At 67.7% G+C, this 20,643-nt stretch carries 21 protein-coding genes; 13 read left to right on the plus strand and 8 right to left on the minus strand.

The features are described from left to right. Window positions 1-237 precede the first annotated feature (237 nt). The 7 genes from BST38_RS13750 (at window position 238) to BST38_RS13780 (ending at window position 7,073) form a co-directional block, all read left to right on the plus strand. On the plus strand, window positions 238-1,416 hold the full coding sequence (locus tag BST38_RS13750) for an acyl-CoA dehydrogenase family protein (RefSeq protein ID WP_083143891.1): 1,179 nt from the start codon (window positions 238-240) through the stop codon (window positions 1,414-1,416). Between the two features lie 28 nt (window positions 1,417-1,444). After that, entirely contained in the window at window positions 1,445-2,680 is a 1,236-nt protein-coding gene (locus tag BST38_RS13755) for a CaiB/BaiF CoA transferase family protein (protein WP_083143892.1), read from the plus strand. Beyond that, window positions 2,673-3,473, plus strand: coding sequence for an enoyl-CoA hydratase/isomerase family protein (locus BST38_RS13760; RefSeq protein WP_083143893.1), 801 nt, complete (start codon window positions 2,673-2,675; stop codon window positions 3,471-3,473). The genes BST38_RS13755 and BST38_RS13760 overlap by 8 nt, the downstream gene beginning before the upstream one ends. Beyond that, window positions 3,473-4,621: a thiolase family protein gene (locus BST38_RS13765; RefSeq protein WP_083143894.1), complete on the plus strand. Its 1,149-nt coding sequence runs from the start codon at window positions 3,473-3,475 to the stop codon at window positions 4,619-4,621. Before BST38_RS13760 ends, BST38_RS13765 begins: the two co-directional genes overlap by 1 nt. Before the next feature lie 14 nt (window positions 4,622-4,635). Continuing rightward, entirely contained in the window at window positions 4,636-5,784 is a 1,149-nt protein-coding gene (locus BST38_RS13770; RefSeq protein WP_083143895.1) for an acyl-CoA dehydrogenase family protein, read from the plus strand. Window positions 5,785-5,931: 147 nt separating this feature from the next. Further along, window positions 5,932-6,573 carry a TetR/AcrR family transcriptional regulator gene (locus tag BST38_RS13775; RefSeq protein ID WP_083143896.1) on the plus strand — a complete coding sequence of 214 codons (642 nt, stop codon included), beginning with the start codon at window positions 5,932-5,934 and terminating at the stop codon, window positions 6,571-6,573. Then, window positions 6,570-7,073 (plus strand): hypothetical protein, encoded by a 504-nt coding sequence (locus BST38_RS13780; protein ID WP_083143897.1) that lies wholly within the window; start codon window positions 6,570-6,572, stop codon window positions 7,071-7,073. The genes BST38_RS13775 and BST38_RS13780 overlap by 4 nt, the downstream gene beginning before the upstream one ends. Window positions 7,074-7,076: 3 nt before the next feature. Here BST38_RS13780 and BST38_RS13785 read toward each other — a convergent pair whose 3' ends face one another. From BST38_RS13785 to BST38_RS13800, 4 genes are read right to left on the minus strand one after another with little or no spacing between them, the layout of a single operon-like run. After that, on the minus strand, window positions 7,077-8,042 hold the full coding sequence (locus tag BST38_RS13785) for an NADPH:quinone oxidoreductase family protein (RefSeq protein ID WP_083143898.1): 966 nt from the start codon (window positions 8,040-8,042) through the stop codon (window positions 7,077-7,079). A gap of 7 nt (window positions 8,043-8,049) precedes the next feature. After that, window positions 8,050-9,042, minus strand: a complete 993-nt coding sequence (locus tag BST38_RS13790) for a phosphotransferase family protein (RefSeq protein ID WP_083144026.1) — start codon at window positions 9,040-9,042, stop codon at window positions 8,050-8,052. Window positions 9,043-9,074: 32 nt separating this feature from the next. After that, a complete protein-coding gene (locus BST38_RS13795; protein ID WP_083143899.1) occupies window positions 9,075-10,373 on the minus strand; it encodes an acyl-CoA dehydrogenase family protein in 1,299 nt (432 codons plus the stop codon). Between the two features lie 20 nt (window positions 10,374-10,393). Then, complete coding sequence (locus BST38_RS13800) at window positions 10,394-11,044, minus strand: TetR/AcrR family transcriptional regulator (protein ID WP_083143900.1); 651 nt, start codon at window positions 11,042-11,044, stop codon at window positions 10,394-10,396. Window positions 11,045-11,131: 87 nt separating this feature from the next. On the opposite strand from BST38_RS13800, the gene BST38_RS13805 reads away from it, so the two are divergent. Beyond that, complete coding sequence (locus tag BST38_RS13805) at window positions 11,132-11,317, plus strand: hypothetical protein (RefSeq protein ID WP_083143901.1); 186 nt, start codon at window positions 11,132-11,134, stop codon at window positions 11,315-11,317. 25 nt (window positions 11,318-11,342) lie between these two features. Here the strand turns inward: BST38_RS13805 and BST38_RS13810 are convergent, their stop codons facing one another. The 4 genes from BST38_RS13810 to BST38_RS13825 are packed head-to-tail and all read right to left on the minus strand — an operon-like array spanning window position 11,343 to window position 16,076. Then, entirely contained in the window at window positions 11,343-12,296 is a 954-nt protein-coding gene (locus BST38_RS13810) for a TIGR03564 family F420-dependent LLM class oxidoreductase (RefSeq protein ID WP_083143902.1), read from the minus strand. A gap of 37 nt (window positions 12,297-12,333) precedes the next feature. Continuing rightward, complete coding sequence (locus tag BST38_RS13815; protein ID WP_083143903.1) at window positions 12,334-14,046, minus strand: nitric oxide reductase activation protein NorD; 1,713 nt, start codon at window positions 14,044-14,046, stop codon at window positions 12,334-12,336. Next, entirely contained in the window at window positions 14,043-14,858 is an 816-nt protein-coding gene (locus BST38_RS13820) for a CbbQ/NirQ/NorQ/GpvN family protein (protein ID WP_083143904.1), read from the minus strand. The genes BST38_RS13815 and BST38_RS13820 overlap by 4 nt, the downstream gene beginning before the upstream one ends. A 54-nt stretch (window positions 14,859-14,912) precedes the next feature. After that, window positions 14,913-16,076: a spirocyclase AveC family protein gene (locus BST38_RS13825; protein WP_083143905.1), complete on the minus strand. Its 1,164-nt coding sequence runs from the start codon at window positions 16,074-16,076 to the stop codon at window positions 14,913-14,915. A 103-nt stretch (window positions 16,077-16,179) separates the two neighbouring features. On the opposite strand from BST38_RS13825, the gene BST38_RS13830 reads away from it, so the two are divergent. The 5 genes from BST38_RS13830 to BST38_RS13850 all read left to right on the plus strand — a co-directional run bounded on the left by BST38_RS13830 (window position 16,180) and on the right by BST38_RS13850 (window position 20,641). Beyond that, window positions 16,180-16,785: a TetR/AcrR family transcriptional regulator gene (locus tag BST38_RS13830; RefSeq protein ID WP_083143906.1), complete on the plus strand. Its 606-nt coding sequence runs from the start codon at window positions 16,180-16,182 to the stop codon at window positions 16,783-16,785. 205 nt (window positions 16,786-16,990) lie between these two features. Then, a complete protein-coding gene (locus BST38_RS13835) occupies window positions 16,991-17,515 on the plus strand; it encodes a nuclear transport factor 2-like protein (protein ID WP_083143907.1) in 525 nt (174 codons plus the stop codon). A 251-nt stretch (window positions 17,516-17,766) separates the two neighbouring features. Continuing rightward, entirely contained in the window at window positions 17,767-19,044 is a 1,278-nt protein-coding gene (locus BST38_RS13840; protein WP_083143908.1) for an aromatic ring-hydroxylating oxygenase subunit alpha, read from the plus strand. Then, window positions 19,041-19,385: a hypothetical protein gene (locus tag BST38_RS13845; RefSeq protein ID WP_083143909.1), complete on the plus strand. Its 345-nt coding sequence runs from the start codon at window positions 19,041-19,043 to the stop codon at window positions 19,383-19,385. The genes BST38_RS13840 and BST38_RS13845 overlap by 4 nt, the downstream gene beginning before the upstream one ends. Next, a complete protein-coding gene (locus tag BST38_RS13850) occupies window positions 19,382-20,641 on the plus strand; it encodes a metal-dependent hydrolase family protein (protein WP_083143910.1) in 1,260 nt (419 codons plus the stop codon). The genes BST38_RS13845 and BST38_RS13850 overlap by 4 nt, the downstream gene beginning before the upstream one ends. Window positions 20,642-20,643: the final 2 nt, after the last annotated feature.

Below are 20,643 nucleotides of genomic sequence, written 5' to 3' on the forward strand. Positions count from 1 at the left end.
GCGCGCTACGCAAAGCCGCCGAAGGCCACGACGTCTCCATCAAAGCCCTGTCCAACAAGGAGAAGACGGGCGCGACGTTCGCCGACTTCGCCGCGCGCGCCAAGGAGATGAGCGGCAACCAGGACTGAGTGCACACCCTCCGCCGAAATTGCGTTCCGGCAGTCGAATCCCGAGTGGGGCTCTGCCGGAACGCAGTTTCGGCGGACTTTTGATCAAGGAGTGACGGCTATGCCGGGCATGAGTTTCGAGCTGACCGAGGACCAGGAGCTGATCCGTAAGTCGGTCGCCGAGTTGTGCAGCAGATTCGACGACCACTACTGGATGGAGAAGGACCAGAACCACGAGTTCCCGCAGGAGTTCTATGACGCGATCTCCAAGGGCGGCTGGCTGGGCATGACCATCCCCGAGGAGTACGGCGGCCACGGCCTCGGGATCACCGAGGCGACGCTGCTGCTCGAGGAGGTGTCCCGCTCGGGCGCGGCGATGAACGGCGCCAGCGCGATCCATCTGTCCATCTTCGGCATGCAACCGGTGGTCAAGCACGGCTCCGACGAACTCAAGGCCGCGACCCTGCCCCGCATCGTCAACGGCGATCTGCATGTCTGCTTCGGTGTCACCGAACCCGGCGCGGGCCTGGATACTTCGCGTATCACGACCTTCGCCAAGCGCGAAGGCGACCACTACCGCGTGAACGGGCGCAAGGTGTGGATCTCCAAGGCGCTGGAATCCGAGAAGGTCCTGCTGCTGACCCGCACCGAGTCGCTCGAGTCCATCGAGGCGCGCGGCGGCAAGAAGACCGACGGCATGACGCTGTTCCTGACCGACCTGGACCGCGACCACGTCGACATCCGGCCGATCCGGAAGATGGGGCGCAACGCGGTCAGCTCCAACGAGCTGTTCATCGACGACCTGATGGTGCCCGTCGAGCACCGCGTCGGGGACGAGGGCAAGGGGTTCAAGTACATCCTCGACGGGCTCAATCCCGAGCGGATGCTGATCGCCGCCGAGGCCCTCGGCATCGGTCGCGTCGCGCTGGAGAAGGCCGTCAAGTACGGCAACGAGCGGCACGTGTTCAACCGCCCCATCGGCATGAACCAGGGCCTGCAGTTCCCGCTGGCCGATTCGCTGGCCCGCCTCGACGCCGCCGAACTGGTGCTGCGCAAGGCGACCTGGCTTTACGACAACGGCAAACCCTGCGGGCGTGAGGCGAACACCGCGAAGTACCTCTGTGCCGACGCCGGGTTCGGTGCCGCGGACCGCGCGCTGCAGTTGCACGGCGGAATGGGCTACTCCGAGGAGTACCACGTGTCGCGGTATTTCCGGGAGTCCCGCCTGATGAAGATCGCGCCGGTCAGCCAGGAGATGATCCTGAACTTCCTCGGCGAGCACGTTCTCGGTCTGCCCAGGAGCTACTGATGACGCGGCGGCATGGTTATCTGGTCACGTGACAGGACCAACACCCGGCGCCGGGCCGCTGGCCGGCGTCACCGTCGTCGCGATGGAGCAGGCGGTGGCCGCCCCGATGTGCACCAGGGTGCTCGCCGACTTCGGTGCCCGCATCATCAAGGTGGAGAACCCGAACGGCGGTGATTTCGCCCGCGCCTACGACGACGTCGTCAACGGCCCCGGCGGCCTCGCGGCCCACTTCGTGTGGTGCAACCGGGGTAAGGAATCGGTCACCCTGAACACGAAATCTCCTGCTGGACTGGAGATCCTGCATCGTCTGTTGGACCGGGCGGATGCGTTCGTGTCCAACCTGGCCCCCGGCGCGACCGCGCGGCTCGGGATCTCTTCTGCCGACCTCGCCGTGCGGCACCCCCAGGTGATCCCGGTCGAGATCGACGGCTACGGCCCCGGTGGGCCGATCTCCCACAAGCGGGCCTACGACCTTCTGGTGCAGGCGGAGTCCGGTTCCTGCGCGGTCACCGGCTACCCGGGGATGCCCGCCAAACCCGGACCGGCGATGGCCGACTTCAGCACCGGGCTGTACGCGGCGATCTCGATCCTGGCGCTGTTGTACGGCCGGGTCCGCCGGCCCGTTCCCGGCCCCGCTCCGCACGTCGAACTGAGCCTGTTCGACGTGATGACCGACGTGATGGGATATGCGCTGACCTACACGCAGCATTCCGGGATCGACCAGGAACCGCTCGGCGTGGGCTCGCCGGCCGTCGCGCCCTATGGGGCGTTCCCGACCCGCGACGGTCAGACCGTCGTGCTCGGCACCACCAACGACCGGGAATGGCAGCGGGTCGCGCGTGAGATCATCGACCGCCCCGACCTCGCCGACGATCCGCGCTTCGCGACCAACCCCGATCGCTGCAAGCACCGCGGCATCCTCGAAGAGGCCATCGGGACCTGGTGTGCCCAGCACGATCTCGTCGAGATCCAGCAGATCGCCGACACCGCAGGCATCGGCAACTCGCGCTACAACAAGCCCAGTGAGGTCGTCGTGCACCCGCACCTGGCGGCCCGTGACCGGTGGCGCACCGTGGCCACCCCGAAGGGCGACATCGAAGCACTGCGGCCCCCGCCGGTGATCAGCGACTTCGAGCAACCCATGGGAGCGATCCCGGGGCTCGGTGAGCACACCGACACCGTGCTCACCGAACTCGGGATCACCGCCGAGGAACTGGCGCGGCTGCGCGCCGACGGCGCGATCGGACCGGCCTACCATGGCTGAGGTGCTGCTGTCCTCCGACCGCGACGGGGTGCGCACGCTGACGCTGAACCGGCCGGAGCGGCGCAATGCCATAGACGCGCAGCTGTGGGTCGAGCTTGCCGACGCGTTGCGTGATCTCAAGCGCGACAGGGATGTTCGCGCGCTGGTATTGACCGGCGCCGGCGGCGCGTTCTGCTCGGGCGCCGACATCGGTACCGGCGAGCAGATCCACCCGCGCTACAAACTCGACCGTCTCACCGACGTCGCACTGGCGCTGCATGAACTCGCGGTGCCGACGATCGCGAAGGTCACCGGCATCGCGGTCGGCGCCGGATGGAACCTGGCGCTGGGCTGCGATCTGGTGGTCGCGACGCCGGAATCGCGGTTCTGCCAGATCTTCTCGAAGCGGGGACTGTCCGTCGACCTCGGCGGGTCCTGGCTGCTGCCCAAGATCGTGGGCCTGCAGCAGGCGAAGCGCCTGGTGTTGCTCGCGGACATGATCGGCGCCGACGAGGCGCACGCACTCGGCCTGGTGACCTGGGTGAAAGCCGCCGACGAGATCGACGCGTTCGTCGACGGGCTGGCCGACCGGCTGGCTGCAGGGCCACCGTTCGCGCTGGCGCAGAGCAAGGCGCTGCTCAACGACGGCGCCAGTTCGACGTTGCGGGAAGCGCTGGCCAGCGAGGCGCGCGCGCAGCCCGGCAACTTCGCGACGGCGGATTCCGGCGAGGCCTACGCCGCGTTCGCCGCCAAACGCGATCCTGAGTTCAACGGGGCATGGGCCCTGTACGACCGAGGCGAGGAGCAGAGGTAATGCGGGAGACGGTGATCGTCGGCGCGGTGCGCACACCGGTCGGCAAGCGCAACGGCGGGCTGTCCGAGCAGCACGCGGCCGACCTGTCGGCGGTGGTGCTCAGCGAACTCGTCGAGCGCACCGGAGTCGACCCCGACATCATCGACGACGTGGTGTGGGGCTGCGTCAGCCAGGTCGGTGACCAGTCCAGCAACATCGGGCGCTACGCCGTGCTCGCCGCCGGCTGGCCCGAACACATCCCCGGCACCACGGTGAACCGGGCGTGTGGTTCCAGCCAGCAGGCGCTCGACTTCGCGGTGCACGCGGTGATGTCGGGGCAGCAGGACATGGTCGTCGCCGGGGGAGTGGAGGTGATGAGCCGGGTGCCACTGGGCTCAGCGCGCGCCACCGGAATGCCGTATGGGCCGAAAGTGCTTGCCCGATATGACGATTTCTCGTTCAATCAAGGTATCTCCGCGGAGATGATCTCGCAGAAGTGGGGCTTCTCCCGGACCCGGCTGGACGAGTACTCCGCGCAGTCCCATGAGCGGGCCGCCGCCGCGCAGGACGCCGGGGCGTTCAAGGACCAGATCGTGCCGGTGTTCACCGAAGGTGGAGGCGCGGTCATCGACGACGAGGGCATCCGGCGGGGTACGACAGTGGAGAAGCTGGCGGGACTGAAGCCGGCGTTCACCGAGGACGGTGTGATCCACGCGGGCAACTCGTCGCAGATCTCCGACGGTGCCGCCGCGCTGTTGGTGACCACCGCCGAGAACGCGGTGAACCTCGGGCTGACCCCGCTGGTGCGCTACCGCGCCGGGGCGGTCACCGGCGCGGATCCGAAACTCATGCTCACCGGCCCGATCCCGGCCACCGAGAAGGTGTTGCACAAAGCCGGGGTGAGGCTCGACGAGGTCGGCGTCTACGAGGTCAACGAGGCGTTCGCGCCGGTGCCGCTGGCCTGGCTCGCCGACACCGGCGCCGACGAGGCCAAACTGAACCCGCTCGGCGGGGCGATCGCGCTCGGCCATCCGTTGGGGGCGTCAGGCGCCGTGTTGATGACGCGGATGATTCATCACATGCGCGACAACGGGATTCGCTACGGACTGCAGACCATGTGCGAGGGCGGCGGCACCGCCAACGCGACACTCGTCGAACTCGTCAAGTAGCTGGAGGGCGCTGCGTGCGTAGAGATCTGTTCACCGAGGACCACGAGGCGTTCCGCGAGCTCGCCCGCGACTTCGTCGACAAGGAGGTCGTGCCGCACTATCCGGAGTGGGAGAAGGGCGGCCGGATGCCCCGTGACGTCTTCGAACGGATGGGTGATCTCGGGATCCTCGGTATCGCGATCCCGGAGGAGTGCGGCGGCGGAGGCCAACCGGACTACCGCTACAACGTGGTGCTGCAGGAGGAGGCCGCCCGCGCGCTGGTGACCCTGTCGACGGTGCGCACCCAGCTGGAGGTGATCCTGCCGTATTTCCTGCACTACGCGAACGACGAGCAGCGGCAGCGTTGGTTCCCCGGGCTGGCGGCGGGCCGGCTACTCACGGCCATCGCGATGACCGAGCCCGGCACCGGTTCGGACCTGGCGGGCATGCGCACCACCGCGGTCCGGGACGGGGACGACTACATCGTCAACGGCGCCAAGACGTTCATCACCGGCGGTATGCAGGCCGATCTGGTGATCGTGGTGGCGCGCACGTCGACCGATCCGGACAACCGGCGCAAGGGTCTGACCCTGCTGGTCGTCGAGGACGGCATGGAGGGGTTCACCCGCGGCCGCGAGCTGGAGAAAATGGGCTGCAAGGTGCAGGACACCGCGGAACTGTCGTTCGTCGACGTCCGGGTGCCTGCCGCCAACGTGCTCGGCGAGGTGGACGAGGCGTTCGGCTATCTCGGCCACAACCTCGCCCAGGAGCGCCTGACGGTCGCGGTCGGTTCGGTGGCGCAGGCGCGTTCGGCGATCGGTGCCGCGATCGAATACACGCAGAGCCGCAAGGCGTTCGGCACCCCGGTGGCGTCGTTTCAAAACACGAAATTCGAGCTGGCGGCGTGCTCGACGGAGGTGGAGGCGGCCCAGGCGATGTTGGACCGGGCCATCTCTCTGCACGTCGAAGGCGAGCTCTCGGGCGCCGACGCGGCCAGGACCAAACTCTTCTGCACCGAGATGCAGCAGCGCGTGGTGGACCGTTGTCTGCAGCTGTTCGGCGGCTACGGCTACATGATGGAGTATCCGATCGCCCGGCTGTACACGGATGCGCGGGTGGCCCGGATCTACGCAGGCACCAGCGAGGTGATGAAGGTGATGATCGCCAAGTCGCTTGGCCTGTAACGGGCTATTTGGCCTGACAAATGCGCTGACCTGCTTCTGACAGGAACTGTGACGGCTGTCTAAACCCGATTTCTGTGAGACCCTTGTCACACGCGCCAAACCTACCTACTGTGTGTTCACTAGGTTGGTTAAGCCCCGAGGAGACGAGTGTCAGCCCCCGATTCCGCCGGGCCTGATCTGGAGACCCCCAGAAGGCCGTATGCGGCGCTGTTCGCCAAAGGTGAGGACCGCAGACAGCGGATTCTCGCGGTGGCCGAACGGCTGCTGGCGCGCAACGGGTGGCGCAACACCTCGCTCGCGCAGATCGCCAGGGAGGCCGGCGTAACCCCGGCCGGGCTGTTGCACCACTTCGAGTCCAAGGAGCAACTGCTCAACGCCGTGCTCGATGCACGCGACCTCGACGACGACGAGCACGCCGACCGGTCCGGGGATCTGATCACCGAATTGAGCAGGGTGCCCAAGAGGTTCGAGCGCGCCCCCGAACTGGTCGGCACCTTCATGGTGCTGCTCGCCGAGAACCTGTCACCCGACGCGCCGTTGCACGACCGGCTGCACAAGCGCTACCGCGCGGCGGCCGAGATCATCAGGGACCTGATCGCGCGCGGCCAGGAACAGGGGCAGTACCGCACGGACTTCGACGCGGCCACCAAGGCCACGGAGATTCTCGCCTTCATCAACGGAATGGAGATCCAATGGTTGCTCGATCCTTCAATCCCGCTGACCGAGGTTTACCAGGGGTACGCGGAGTCGCTGGCCCGCGATCTGGCTCCGCGGAGCAGCCGGACATGAGGTACCGGCTCGACGTGGTCTCGCCCACCGTGCTCGATGCAGTCCAGTACGCGGGCGGGTGGATCTATGACCGCGTGATGGCCGGGTGGGATGTCTGCGTCCTGGTCGACCGGCACGAGGATGTGCGCCCGCTGGAGATCCTCGGTGCGCAGACCCTGGAGCTGGAGTCGGTGCTGGAGTCCTGGGAGCAGCGGCCGCATCCGCAGACCGTCGCCGTGGCGGCCGATCTGTTCGGCCGCGACGACCGGGTCCGGCGCGGCGTGCTCGGCGCGCTGGAGCAGGGTGCCACCGAGGTCACGTTGTGGGGTGGCTCGGTGCCGTCGGAGCTGAACAGCAGCGTCGAGTCGGTCGAGCACCGGCTCAGCGCCGCGGCCCGCGCGTTCAAGGCGCAGGCGCTCAAGGCGGCCGTGGACGCCTCGGCGGACACGATCGAACGTACCGAGTCGTTCTGTAGCGGGACCATGGTCTCGGTCGCCGCCGATCTGGTGCCCGCCAGCTGACAGTCAGCTCAGGTCGATGACGACCTTGCCGACCGCGCGGCCGTCACCGACGTGACGCAGCGCGGCGGCGGTGTCGTCGAGCGGGTAGACCGCGCCGATGTGCGGGGCGGCGCGGCCGGTCACCAGCAGATCCCGCAGTTCGGCGTCGTTGCGGGTGAACTCGTCGGCCGGGATGTCCTGGAACTGGAAACCCAGAACGTGAATCCCCTTGATGAGCACCAGGTTCAGTGGGATCCGCGGAATGCTTCCGGATGCGAAGCCGATGGTGACGAACCGTCCGCCGCGGCGCAACGAGCGCAATGCCGGCTCACTGAGATCGCCCCCGACGGGATCGAGCACGATGTCGGCGCCGTCCGGAACACAACCCCGCAGCGCCGCGCGCAGGTCACCGACTCGGTGATCGACGAGATTCTGCGCGCCGTGTTCGGCTGCCGCGTCGAGCTTCTCGGCTGAGGATGCCACCGCGGTGACGCGCGCGCCCAGCGCGGCGCCGAGTTGCACCGCGGCGAGCCCGACACCTCCACCTGCACCGAGGACCACGAGTTCGTCGCCTTCTGAAAGCCGCGCCGCCGAACGCAGCGAATGGTAGGCCGTGCGGTGGGCAACGCCGAATGCGGCCGCCGTGCGTACGTCGATCCCGTCCGGCAGGCGGGCCAGGATCGGCGCGTCGACGGCGACGCGCTGCGCGAACGCGCCGACCATCCCCGTTCCGGTGACCCGGTCACCGACCGCGAAATCGGTCACGCCGGAACCGATGTCGGTGACCACGCCGGCGAACTCGCTGCCCGGCACGAACGGCACCGGCACGCTGACCTGATAGGAGCCCGCCACCAGAAGTACATCCGGGTAGTTGACCGCCGCCGCGGCCACCGCCACGACGACCTGCCCGGACCCGGCCACCGGATCCGGCAGTTCCTCGACCCGCACGACCTCGGGCGGGCCGTACTGCGGGCACACCGCGGCACGCACCGGCGACTCAGCCCCGGTAATCCGTGGACTCGGCCAGATCGGCCGCCGAGGCCATCAGGCTGGTGATCACCGGACCGTAGGCCAACAGCTTCTCGTCGTCGCCCGCGCGCTGAAAACCCTGCTCCAGCACGATGGCCAGCTTCCACTTCGCCAGCACCAGGTAGTAGTCGAGGTCGTCGACCTGCCGCCCGGACACCTGCGCATAGTGCGCCACCACATCGTCGCGCGACGGCATCCCGCGCATGTCGACGTACCCCATCTCCGACGGCGCAGGGTTGGCGGTGTCCTCCGGCCAGGACTGCACCATCCAGCCCAGGTCCAGCTTCGGATCGCCGACCGTGCCCATCTCCCAGTCCACGATCGCCGCCATCCGTGCGGGCGCCCCGTGGTGATACATCACGTTGGCGAACTGGTAGTCGCCGTGCATCAACCCCGGGACGAAGTCGAGTGGTTTGTGGGACCGCAACCACGCCGTGGCGGTCTCGAGGCCGGGCAGGTCACGCTTCTTGATGCGCTCCAGAAAGCCGATCCAGCGGTCCACCTGGCGCTCGTGGAAGCCGTCCGGACGGCCGAGGTCGTGCAGCCCCCTGGCGCGCCAGTCCACCTTCGACAGCAGCGCGATGCCCTCGGCCAGTTGATAACTCAGCTCCGGGCGGGTGGACGCGTCGCTGTCGAACGGTTCCGGCCAGACGCCGTGGGTGTCCATCGGGGACCAGCCGTCGACGAAGCCCATCAGATAGAACGGGCGACCCAGCACCGACGGGTCGTCGCACACCCCGACCGCCGCGGTGTGCGGTACATCGGTGCCGTCGAGCGCCTCGATGATGCGCCACTCCCGCAGGATGCCCTTGTCGCGGTCCGGCGGCGCGCCGGGCGGCGGCATCCGCAGCACACAACGGTGTTCTCCGCGCACCACCTCGAAGATGATGTTCTGGGTGCCGCCGGACAGGAAGCGGGTGGTCAGCGGTTCGCCTTTGCCCGGAAGGCACGCGCCGTCCATCCAGTCGGCGAGCCGGGTGGTGTCGATCCCGCTCACAGGTTCCCGACCTCGTGTTCGAGGAAGTCGGCGTATTTGGTCAGTGCCGCTTCGCGTTTGGCCGGGATCCACTCCGACGGCCAGGTGCCTTCGGCCGGCCGGTAGTCGCGCAGCACCTGCTTGGCGACGGTCGCTTTGTGTACTTCGGTGGGCCCGTCGGCCAGGCCCATCACCGCCGCGCCGGTGACCATCCCGAGGAACGGCACCTCGTTGGTCACCCCGAGCGCGCCGTGCACCTGCATCGCCCGCCACGCGATGTCGTGCAGCACGGTCGGCATCACGACCTTGACCGCGGCGATGTCCTTGCGGACCCTCTTGTAGTCGTTGTACTTGTCGATCTCCCACGCGGTGTAGAGCACCATCAGCCGGAACTGCAACAGTTGGGCGTAGGAGTCGGCGATGTAGCCCTGCACGAACTGCTTGTCCGACAGCCTGCTGCCCTGCGTCTCGCGGCTCAGCGCGCGCTCGCACATCATGTCGAGAGCCTTGCGGGACAGGCCGATCGTGCGCATCGCGTGGTGGATCCGGCCGCCGCCCAACCGGGTCTGCGCGATGACGAACGCCTGCCCCTCGCCGCCGAGCAGCGCCTCGGCGGGCACCCGCACGTTGTCGTAGTGGATCAGTGCGTGCGAGCCCTGATCGGAGTGCTCGCCGTACAGCCCGATATTGCGTTCGATCCTCACCCCGGGGGTGTCCGTCGGTACCAGGAACATCGACATGCCCTGGTAGGCACTGACGTCCGGGTTGGTCACCACCATCACGATCAGGAACGACGCGGTCGAGGCATTGGAGGAGAAGAACTTCCAGCCGTTGATCACCCAGTCGTCCCCGTCGCGCACCGCGCGGGTGGTGAACATCGTGGGATCCGCGCCGGCGTGCGGTTCGGTCATCGAGTAGCAGGAGAAGAGCTCACCATCGAGCAGTGGGCGCAGGTACCTCTGTTTCTGCTCCTCGGTGCCGTAGTGCGCGATGATCTCGGCGTTTCCGGTATCGGGTGCCTGGCAGCCGAAGATGATGGGCGCCCACTGGGAGCGGCCGAGAATCTCGTTGAGCAGGGCCAACTTCAGCTGGCCGTACCCCTGCCCGCCGAGGTCGGCGCCGAGGTGGGTCGCCCACAGCCCGCGGCGGCGCACCTCCTCCTTGAGTGGATCGATGGCCTGGCGTCGCTTGCCCTCCAGAGGGACGAACTGTTGATGAGGAAATGCCAGATCGAGGGGCTCGATCTCCTCACGGACGAACTCGTCGGCCCAGTCGAGCACCTTCTGGTACTCGGGGTCGGTTTCGAAATCCCACATAGCGGCCTCCTTGCCGGCGATCAGGATGTGTGGAGGTATCCGTTGACGAGCGTGCTGATGTCGGAGGTGACGACCTCGGCGAACGACCGCTCGCCGAACGCGCCCGCGGCCCAGTGCCGGGCGCCCTCGCTGACCATCGTCTGGGCGAGGTACGCCGCGTGCGCGATGTCGACGTGCGCGGGCAGTTTGCCGTCGGCCTTGGCGCGGGTGAACAACTCGGTGAACATGTCGGCCTCGGTGTCGGGTGGGCCGCCGTCGGCGAGGATCCGGTGTTCGTGACGGTATCCCTCGAGGATGGTCTCGATGACGAGTTCGCGGGGGTTGCGTGCCATCGATTGCTCGAAGGCGGTCAACGCCGCGGCGACGACGGTGTCGATCTCGTAGGGCTTCTTCAACAGCGCATGGATGCGTCGTTGCGCCGCTTGGGTGGACAGCACGCCGACTTCGAACAGCACATCCTCTTTGCGGGGGAAGTAGAAGTAGAACAGCGCTTTCGAGACGCCGGCGGCGGTGCAGATCTCGGCGACGGTGGTGGTCGCGTAGCCCTTGGTCCGCCACAGCGCCATCGCGGCCTGGACCAGCAGGCGTTTGGTCTCGCGGGACCGGGCGCGCTGGAAGGATGCCCGCCGCTGACCCCGGTCTGGGGTGGTCGCGTCGGCTGTGCTGGGCATATCGGCACGCTAACAGAGAGATTCGCAGAAGAGAATAGTTGACCGATGTCTAACTACTTAACCCGGATCGTTCGGCACAATGGGGGGATGGGTGCGCTGAGAATCGCCGCGCTGGCATTCGCCGTCCTGGCGCTCGTCGCGGGCGGGTTGCAGCTGGCCGCGTACTTCTCGGGCGCCTTCACCCGGCACCTGATTCTCGGGGTGTTCGCCTGTGCGGTCGGCGTCTCGGTGGGGGCTGCCACCGTCGCATCGATGTGGCGGCCGCGCCGCTGAACGGACCCCGCGTCAGAACCCCGCGTCAGAACTCGGAGGCGACGGAGGCGAGGAAGTCCGCGGTGCGCTGCCGGGACCGGCGGCGCTGTTCGGCGTCCTCGCCCAGCGGGATGATGCGCGCGGCCAGGTCGGTGACACCGGCGTCGCGGTAGGACCGCAGCCGGGTGAGCACGGCGGACTCGTCACCGGCAGCCATCGTGTCTCCGACGTCCTCGGCGTCACCGTGTTCGAGCAACGCGACGTAGTTCGGGGAGAAGTGGGCATGGCCGAGAACCTCACTGGCGTAACCGCGCGCCGCGTCGACGTCGCGCGGATGGCACAGCGCCACCGGCACACCCGCCACGATGCGCGGCCGCGGACGACCGGCGGCGCGCGCGGCGCTCGCCAGCCGCGGTGCGACGTGCCCGGCGATGGCGCGTTCGTCGGCCATCCACAGCACGGTGCCCTCGGCGCGTTCGCCGGCGAGGCGCAGCATGGCCGGCCCCAGCGCCGCGAGCAGGACCGCGGGTGCGTCGTCGGCGACATCCACCGGGCTGTGCACCCGGAAGCCGTCGTTGTCGACGTCGACCTGGCCGGGTCCGGCGAAGGCCGCGTCGAGCACGTCGAGGTAGTCACGCAGCAGATGCAGCGGGCGCTGGTAGTCGAGACCCAACTGGCCGTTGATGATCCACTCGTGAGACAGCCCGAGGCCGAGCGTGAAACGGCCGCTGCACGCGGTGTTGGTGGTCAGCGCCTGCTGCGCGAGGATCAGCGGATGGCGTGTCTGGACCGGGACCACCGCCGTGCCGATCTCGATGGTGGAGGTGGACGCTCCGAGCAGCGTCATCGCCGTCATCGCGTCCAGGTAGCCGGGTACCTGCGGTAACCAGAACGAGGAGAATCCCGCCGTCTCGGCCGCTCTTCCGTCGGCGACGACTCCGGAGAGCCGCTCGGCGCGCGATCGTTCCTTGTCCGAGCCGACCATCAGGCCGATACGCATGGTGCTCCTTCGCCGGGCCCCGGCCGCGCGATATCAACTACTTGTGATTGACGCGAGCATATGCCGGTGGCGTTCTCGGAACGGCCAATTCACGCAACGCGCCCAGGAACAGTTCGTCCATCCGCATGCTCAGGTCGCCGAGGGCGGCACCGGCGGCATAGCTGGCCGAACCGAAGACGCGCTCGAGTGCGTCCGCGTCGGTGGCGGCGCCGATCGACAGGCACAGGCACGCCACCCCGTCGGCGCGCAGTTCCTCCAGCGCTTTCCGTGCATCGGCCTCGGCGTAGCGGCCTTCGTAACCGTCGTCGTAGGGATGTCCGTCCGACAGCACGAGCAGCAACCGGTTCGGGGTGCCCGCCTGGGCCTTCACAATCTCGCCGGCACCACGCACCGCCGCACCGAGGCGGGTGTAGTTCGCCGGCCGGAGTTGGGTCAGCCGGGCCCGGCTGATCGCGCCGAAACGTTGCTCGAACGTCTTGATCGCCGGCAGATGCACGGCGCGGCCCTTGGATCGGAACGCGTACACCGCGACCCGGTCCCCGAGATCCTCCAGCGTGGCCGCGATGGTCGCCGCGGCGCGCCGCTGATGTTCGTGCACCGCCAGACCCTGCGGGTCGGCGTCGGTGGCCGACCCGGACGCGTCGAGCAGAATCAGGACACCCAGGTTTCGGGCGACCTTGCGGTGTTCGGTGTACACCTGCTCCGGCGGCGAGAATCCCGACCTCAGGTCGACGGTCAGGTCGACCAGCGCCTCGATGTCGAGATCGTCGCCGTCGGCTCGGCGCCGCAACACCTTCGGGCCGAGACCCACCCGGGAGAGCCGGTGCCGGAGCACGTTGTCGGGCGCGACCGCCGCGGCCGACACATCGGCCGCGGCGGTGAACGGATAGTCGATCACCCGGCACCACTCGGGGCGGTACCGCTTCGAGAACACGTCCCACTCCGGGTACAGCGCCCCGCCGACGCCGACGGCGGCACCGGGGTTGGCGTCGTCGGTGAACTGGATCCGGGTGGGCAGCGGGCGTGCGCCCGGGCCGGCCACTTGGCCGCGCCGGGCGGCCCCGACGCGAAGTTCGGCGCCGCCCGGGCTGTTCGCCGACGCTCCCGGGGAGCTCCCGAGCAGCTTGCGGAGGAAGTCGCCCACGGCCTGCGAGTTGAACAGCGGGTTGTCGAAGAGCTTGAGGATCTTGCTCTCCTCCGGCGGGCCGTCCCCGTCGTCTGGGTCGTCTTCGTCGCCGGTGGAGGCGATCTCGAATCTCAGCTCGGCGCCCGATACCTGCGTGCCCGCCTGCGCCGGTGGCGACCCCACGCGAGCGGGTTTGAGTACCCCGAACCACGACGGGGCCTCCGCCACCCGGGTGCGGCTGCGAGCCAGCTCGAGGGACTCGGCAGCCGACGTGGTTTCCGGTGCGCCCCAGGTGGATACCGCGGCGGCGAGCGGAAGCCGGGTCGCCACGTCGGCGAGCACCCGGCGACCCTCGATCGCCAGATAGCGCCGCGACCACGAGGCCCGGGCCCGCAGCGGACGGATCGTCGAGGGATCGAGACTGCCCGCGCCCAGCAGCGCGCTCTGCACCAGGACCTCGCGGCGCCGCTCGTCGTGTGCGGCGCCGTGTGAGACATAGACGACGCGGCCGTCGGTGTAGGCGGGCTCTCCTGCGGGGGCCTCGGCGATGTCGACCGCGTAGCCGGCGAGATGACCGGCAAGCAGCCGGAGATGGTGTGGCTCAGCGGGTTCTGAGGTGGTCACGGCCGGGGAAGGAGCGCGTCGACCAGTTCGCCGAGGGCGCGGATGATGTCGTGGTCGTCGGTGAGGGCCTCGACGATGGCGGACTGCACCGCTCGGCGCAGGCTCAACCCCTCGGCGACGAGCCCGCCGGCCAGGATGAGCATCCGGGTGGACGACGCCTCCCGCAGCGGTGACCCGTCGATGTTGCGGATCGCGTCTCCGATCGTGACGAGGGTGCGGGCGGTGTCGACGTCCACCCCGGCTTCGTGGGCGACGATCTCGGTCTCCACCGCCGGCGGCGGGAAGCCGAGCTCGATGGCGATGAATCGCTGACGGGTGGATTCCTTGATGCTCTTGAGCACACTTTGATAGCCGGGGTTGTACGAGATGACCAGCTGAAAACCGGGCGCGGCCTTCAGGGTGGCGCCGAGCCGGTCGATCGGCAGTTCGCGGCGGTGATCGGCGAGCGGGTGGATCACCACGGTGGTGTCCTGGCGCGCCTCGACGATCTCGTCGAGGTAGCAGATGCCGCCGGTGCGCACGGCCCGCGTCAACGGCCCGTCCACCCACACCGTCTCGCCGCCCTTGAGCAGGAACCTGCCGACCAGGTCGGCCGACGTCATATCCTCGTGGCCGGCGACGGTGATCAGCTCTCGGCCCAGTTCGTGGGCCATCGCCTCGACGAATCTGGTCTTACCGCAACCGGTCGGACCCTTCAGCAGCACCGGCGACCCCCGCCGCGCCGCCGCGCGGAACACCTCTGCCTCGTCGCCCACCTGGCGGTAGAACGGGACCGGCGCCGAGCTCTCGATCATGGTGACGCCGTTGGTCATTCACTCGCTCCGCTCGTGGGTGGTCATTCACTCGCTCCGCTCGTGGGTGGTCATTCACTCGCTCCGCTCGTGCGGGATGACCGCGGGCATCTCGACGCCCTCGGGCAGCACGAAGTTGCCGTGGACATCGACGTACCCCGAGTGTCTGGTCGGGATCGGCAGATCGGGATGGGGGCACGGCCGGTCGGTGCCGTCACCGCAGAGACCGGAGGTGAAGTAGGACCGCTTCTGGACGTCCTCGGGCCACGGATCGGCATGCGTCGACATGAACTGCGCCGGAACGATGTAGAAGGTGAAGAACGACGCGCTGATCGCGGCGAAGATCGCCAGGAACCGGACGAACTGCTGTTTGGCGAACCCGCCGCGGACGTTGTCGAGTCCCTTCTCGACGACGGTGCGGCCGCGGTCGTCGGTGAAGAACCTCAGGCAGCACAGCGCGGCCTGCACACCGCCCCACATCAGGCCCTCGTAGATCGGCCACTGGTAGTAGGTGCCCGCGTTGATCGACAGCGCCTGGATGGCGCCGGGGAAGGTGTACATCCCCAGCGGCATCAGGATCAGGCCCTCCATCACGAAGTCGAAGACGAACCCCCACGCGAACGCGACACCGATGAGACCCTTGGTGCCGAGGTTCGGGAACCGCTGCTGGGCCTTGCGCATGATCCAGCAGCCCAGGATCGTGCACAGCAGCACGCCGTAGGCGTAGCCGGAGACGTTGATGCCCAACGGTTCTGCCACCTGGGCGCCGGGCTTCTCGGGCGACATCCAGCCCGGGACGTGCGGTGCCCACGAACCCATGTTGAACGCCCAGGCGTTGTACGTGCACCACGTGTTGATGTAGTTGAGCAGCGGGTCCTGGAAGAAGAACAGCCCGGTCGAGACCATGATCATGCCGTCGAGGGTGATCCGGCGCTCGCGCCGCCAGGGCCGGATGATGAACCACCAGATCGCGACCGGGAACAGCGCCGGCGAGCCGATCTGCCACATCATCAGCGCGACCTTCATGAAGGTCGGCGGGTCCGTCGGCCCCGGGTCGACGCGCGTGAAGTACGGGCCGGTGATCCACCGGATCCACACGTAGATCTGGAAGACCAGGATGATCCCGCCCGCGGTGGCCCAGATCTTGACCCGTCGCGAAGACGGGGGCGACGGGGCATCGAGGCGTCCGACGGAACTCAGCGGCTCCGTCGCCGACTTCCTGTTCGACAGTTCGCTCACTGCGCCTCCTCGGTCGCCGTCGGGCACGAACGCCGCAAAATATACCGACTGGTATCTGAATGACTCAACGGTTTCTGAGAATCTTTTGTGGCAGACTTCTGGAATGGCGGAGCGGTGGACGCGGGAGCGGCGGCTGGAACACACCCGTGGCCTGCTGCTCGACGCCGCGGAGTCGGTGTTCGGCGAAAAGGGTTTCACCGCCGCGACTCTCGACGACATCGCCTATGCGGCCGGCTACACCAAGGGGGCGATCTACAAGCATTTCGCCACCAAGGAGGATCTGTTCCTGGCCGTCAGCGACCGGTATTGGCGGCGCTATTTCGACAGTTTCGCCGAGGTGATGGCCTCGGCAAGTCGAGTGGGTGCGCATGAACTCGACGCGATCGCGGAGCGCTGGCGCCAGCTCAGCCTGGACCGCGGCGCCGACCACGCCGCGCTCGGGCTGGAGTTCACGCTGTATCTGCTGCGGAACCCGGACGCCAGGGACCGCGTCGCCCAGAAGCGCTCCGAGGTGGTCGAGAAGCTCGCCGATTTCATCGTCGACAGCATGGGCAAGCTCGGCGCCACGCTGACGATCCCGCCGCTGACGTTCGCTCAGACCCTGGTGGCGACCAGCGACTCGGTGATCCTGGGCAGCCGGCTCGACGCAGTGGACCTGTACCGGCCGGTGATCGAGATGTACACGTCGGTGATCAAACTGCCGGACTGAGTTCCGGCCGGTGCCGAGCAGGCGCGAACTCGCACTGTTCGGGCCCTTTCCGTGCGATTTCGCGGCTGCTCGCGGCCGGGGACCCCGCCCCGACCGGTTCGGCCATTCACCTGTGTATTGCAGATACGGCTATGTATATTCAGTTCCGAAGGCGCCCGGTGGCCGTCTCGCTGCGGGCCTCGCAGGCGAAAGGAACTGCACGGTAATGGATCTCGTTGAGCGCATCGCCAAGCACCGGAGAATGGCCGAGAGCTACCGCGACAAGTATGTGCAGCAGAAGGTGCAGGACGGGGAGAGCTATGACGAGTGGGAGTTCGCCGACGATGCGGTTTACACCTCCCCGTACTTCGTCGCGGAGCAAGAACTGGTGCTCAAGGACGTCGCGACCCATTGGGACACCGCGGCGACGATCGAAGCCAAGGCCTACGGCATCACCTTTCCGGACTGGAAGCCCGTCGACTTCAAGGTCTGGCCGGCCGAGAACGGATTCGTACAGCGCTACCGCTGGGAGGGGACGAACGTCAACACCGGTGAGGTGATGGGCTTCTACTCGATCAGCTTCGTCGAGACCGACGATGACTGCCGCATCGTGCACTGGTCCACCTACGTCAACGACGAGGAGTACGGACCGTTTCTCGAAGCGGCGATCGGTGCGCGCGGACCGTTCCACGGCGACGCCTACATGCAGGCCCTGGCCCGGCATTTCGAGAAGCACAACCTGACGTTCTGAATCTCGTCTCTCCGGCGAGCAGACGCGAAATCGCACGTTCTCGTCCCGAGGCGTGCGATTTTGTGTCTGCTCGCGCGGAGCCGGCGCACCCAATATCAACTACTTGTGATTGCCGGGCCGAGCGTATACCGTCGGCCTTGTCGTCTCGGCGTGAATCCGAAAAGGCAGCTGCGCCTGATTGTTTGCCGCGAGACTGCCTGGACGGTGCGTGCAAGGCGACACAGCAGCGTTGGCAGCCCCCAGGAGACGACATGCCCCGATTTCCGAAGCCGGCAGAAGGCAGCTGGACCGAGCATTACCCGCAGTTGGGGACCGGCCCGGTGTCCTACCGGGACTCGGTGGACCCGCAGTTCTACGAGATCGAGCGCAAGGCCATCTTCAAACGCGCGTGGCTGAACGTCGGGCGGGTCGAGCAGCTGCCGCGTAAGGGCAGCTATTTCACCAAAGAACTGAAGGTGGCCAACACCTCGATCATCGTGGCGCGCACGACCTCCGGCGAGGTCAAGGCCTACCACAACATCTGCAGGCACCGCGGCAACAAACTCGTCTGGAATGACATGCCGCTGGAGGAGACCAGTGGGGTGTGCCGCCAGTTCACGTGCAAGTACCACGCCTGGCGCTACGACCTCGACGGCAACCTGACCTTCGTGCAGCAGGAGGGCGAGTTCTTCGACCTCGACAAGAGCCGCTACCGACTCGTGGGCGTGGCGTGCGAGGTGTGGGAAGGATTCATCTTCGTCAACTTCGCCAAAGAACCCGAACAGTCGCTGCGGGAGTTCCTCGGCCCGATGATCACCGACCTCGAGGGCTATCCGTTCGACAAGATGACATCGCGGTTCCACTACCGTTCCGAGGTCAAGGCCAACTGGAAGCTCTACATGGACGCGTTCCAGGAGTTCTACCACGCACCTGTGCTGCACGCGAACCAGTCGCCGACGGCGTACTCGAAGGCCGCGGCCGAAGCCGGATTCGAGGCGCCGCACTACCGCATCGAAGGGCCGCACCGGCTGGTGAGCACGTCCGGGGTGCGCGCCTGGGAGATGGCCGACGAGATGCGCAAGCCGATCGAGGACATCTGCCAGAGCGGGCTTTTCGGCCCATGGGACAAACCGGATCTGGGTGAGATGCCGGCCGGGCTCAATCCGGCCAAATGCGATCCGTGGGGCCTGGATTCGTTCCAGCTGTTCCCGAACTTCGTGATGCTGTTCTGGGGGCAGGGCTGGTACCTGACCTACCACTACTGGCCTACGTCCTACAACACCCACATCTTCGAGGGCACGCTGTACTTCCCGCAGCCGCGCACCCCACGCGAGCGCATCGCGCAGGAACTCGCGGCGGTGTCGTTCAAGGAGTACGGCCTGCAGGATGCGAACACGCTGGAGGCCACGCAGACGATGATCGAGTCCGAGGTGCTCGACGACTTCGTGCTCTGCGATCAGGAGGTGCTGATCCGGCACCTGCACACCGAGACCGCGGCGTGGGTGGCCGATTACCGGAGCAAGACCGCGCCGGCCGGGCAGGGGGTGTGAGCGTGGACGTCTCGACAGCCAAGCTGCCCACCGAGTTCGCCGATCTGGAGCGCTTCGCCGACTGGTGCCTGGCGACCGAGCCGGACCGCTATGCCAAGCGGCTGGCCAGTTCGATGCCCGAGATGCAGGCCTTCTACGACGCGATCACCCCGAGGGCCGAGGAGGCGATCGCCTACTGCGACAAGTTCGCGCTCGACGACCTGCCCGAGGATGTGCTCAACCTGATGCACCTGCTGTACTCGATGATCCAGGTGTCGTTCCCGGTCGAGTGCTGGAAGCAGCCGAAGGTGCCCGATTCCGGTGCCACCGCGCTGGACTGCGACGGCGAACCCGTGCCGTGACGACGACCGTCATCCGTGCGGCGCGCTGGGTCGACGTCGCCGCGGGCGAGGTGCGCTCGCCGGCGACCGTGGTCGTCGTGGGCAACCGCATCGAATCTGTCGATCCCGCTGTGCCGCCGCAGGATCCCGACGAGGTCATCGACCTCGGCGACGCGACGTTGCTGCCCGGGCTGATGGACATGGAGCTCAACCTGCTGATCGGCGGGCCGGGCGGGCCGGAGGGGCTGCCTAGTCCGATGCACGGCGTGCAGGACGACCCCGTCTATCGCACATTGCGTGCGGCGGTGAACGCCCGCACCACCGTCGAGGCGGGCTTCACCACGGTGCGCAACCTCGGCCTGATGGTCAAGACCGGGGGATACCTCCTCGACGTCGCGCTGCAACGGGCCATCGACCAGGGCTGGCATGTGGGACCGCGCATCTATCCGGCCGGCCATGCGGTCACCCCGTACGGCGGGCACCTGGACCCGACGGTGTTCCAGCGGTTCGCGCCCGGGATCATGCCGCTGTCGGTGGCCGAGGGCATCGCCAACGGCGTCGACGACGTCCGGGCGTGCGTGCGCTACCAGATCCGGCACGGCGCGAAGCTGATCAAGGTGTCTGCCTCGGGCGGCGTGATGTCGCACAGCACCGCGCCGGGCGCGCAACAGTATTCGGATGACGAGTTCGCCGCGATCGCCGACGAGGCGCACCGCGCCGGAGTCCGGGTGGCCGCGCACGCGGTGGGTGACACGGCCATCCGCGCCTGCATCCGCGCCGGCATCGACTGCATCGAGCACGGATTCCTGGCCAGCGACGACACCATCCAGATGATGGTCGACCACGGCACCTTCCTGGTGTCGACCACCTACCTGACCGAGGCGATGGCAATCGACCGGATCGCGCCCGAGCTTCGCAAGAAGGCCGAGATGGTCTTCCCTCAGGCCCAGGCGATGTTGCCGAAGGCGATCGCCGCCGGGGTCCGGATCGCCTGCGGCACAGACGCTCCCGCAGTGCCGCACGGGCAGAACGCGAAAGAGCTGTGCGCGTTGGTGGCGCGCGGGATGACGCCGATGCAGGCGCTGCGGGCGGCCACGGTCACCAGTGCCGAACTGATCGAGGCCGACGACGAACTCGGCCGGCTGGCGCCCGGCTACCTCGCCGACATCGTCGCCGTCGGCGGCGACCCGGCGCGGGACATCGCCGCGACGCTCGACGTGCGGTTCGTGATGAAGGACGGTGCGGTGGTCAAGCGCGACACCGGCGGCCAGGACTAGCG

Source organism: Mycolicibacterium parafortuitum (assembly GCF_002086815.1).
Taxonomy (GTDB): Bacteria; Actinomycetota; Actinomycetes; order Mycobacteriales; family Mycobacteriaceae; genus Mycobacterium; species Mycobacterium parafortuitum.

Bases quoted from the DNA above. Each gene is read 5' to 3' on its own strand.
- BST38_RS13750 (WP_083143891.1), top strand. From the start codon at position 238: ATGAGTTTCGAGCTGACCGAGGACCAGGAGCTGATCCGTAAGTCGGTC.
- BST38_RS13760 (WP_083143893.1), top strand. From the start codon at position 2,673: ATGGCTGAGGTGCTGCTGTCCTCCGACCGCGACGGGGTGCGCACGCTG.
- BST38_RS13765 (WP_083143894.1), top strand. From the start codon at position 3,473: ATGCGGGAGACGGTGATCGTCGGCGCGGTGCGCACACCGGTCGGCAAG.
- BST38_RS13780 (WP_083143897.1), top strand. From the start codon at position 6,570: ATGAGGTACCGGCTCGACGTGGTCTCGCCCACCGTGCTCGATGCAGTC.
- BST38_RS13790 (WP_083144026.1), bottom strand. From the start codon at position 9,042: ATGGACGGCGCGTGCCTTCCGGGCAAAGGCGAACCGCTGACCACCCGC.
- BST38_RS13795 (WP_083143899.1), bottom strand. From the start codon at position 10,373: ATGTGGGATTTCGAAACCGACCCCGAGTACCAGAAGGTGCTCGACTGG.
- BST38_RS13800 (WP_083143900.1), bottom strand. From the start codon at position 11,044: ATGCCCAGCACAGCCGACGCGACCACCCCAGACCGGGGTCAGCGGCGG.
- BST38_RS13805 (WP_083143901.1), top strand. From the start codon at position 11,132: ATGGGTGCGCTGAGAATCGCCGCGCTGGCATTCGCCGTCCTGGCGCTC.
- BST38_RS13810 (WP_083143902.1), bottom strand. From the start codon at position 12,296: ATGCGTATCGGCCTGATGGTCGGCTCGGACAAGGAACGATCGCGCGCC.
- BST38_RS13820 (WP_083143904.1), bottom strand. From the start codon at position 14,858: ATGACCAACGGCGTCACCATGATCGAGAGCTCGGCGCCGGTCCCGTTC.
- BST38_RS13830 (WP_083143906.1), top strand. From the start codon at position 16,180: ATGGCGGAGCGGTGGACGCGGGAGCGGCGGCTGGAACACACCCGTGGC.
- BST38_RS13835 (WP_083143907.1), top strand. From the start codon at position 16,991: ATGGATCTCGTTGAGCGCATCGCCAAGCACCGGAGAATGGCCGAGAGC.
- BST38_RS13840 (WP_083143908.1), top strand. From the start codon at position 17,767: ATGCCCCGATTTCCGAAGCCGGCAGAAGGCAGCTGGACCGAGCATTAC.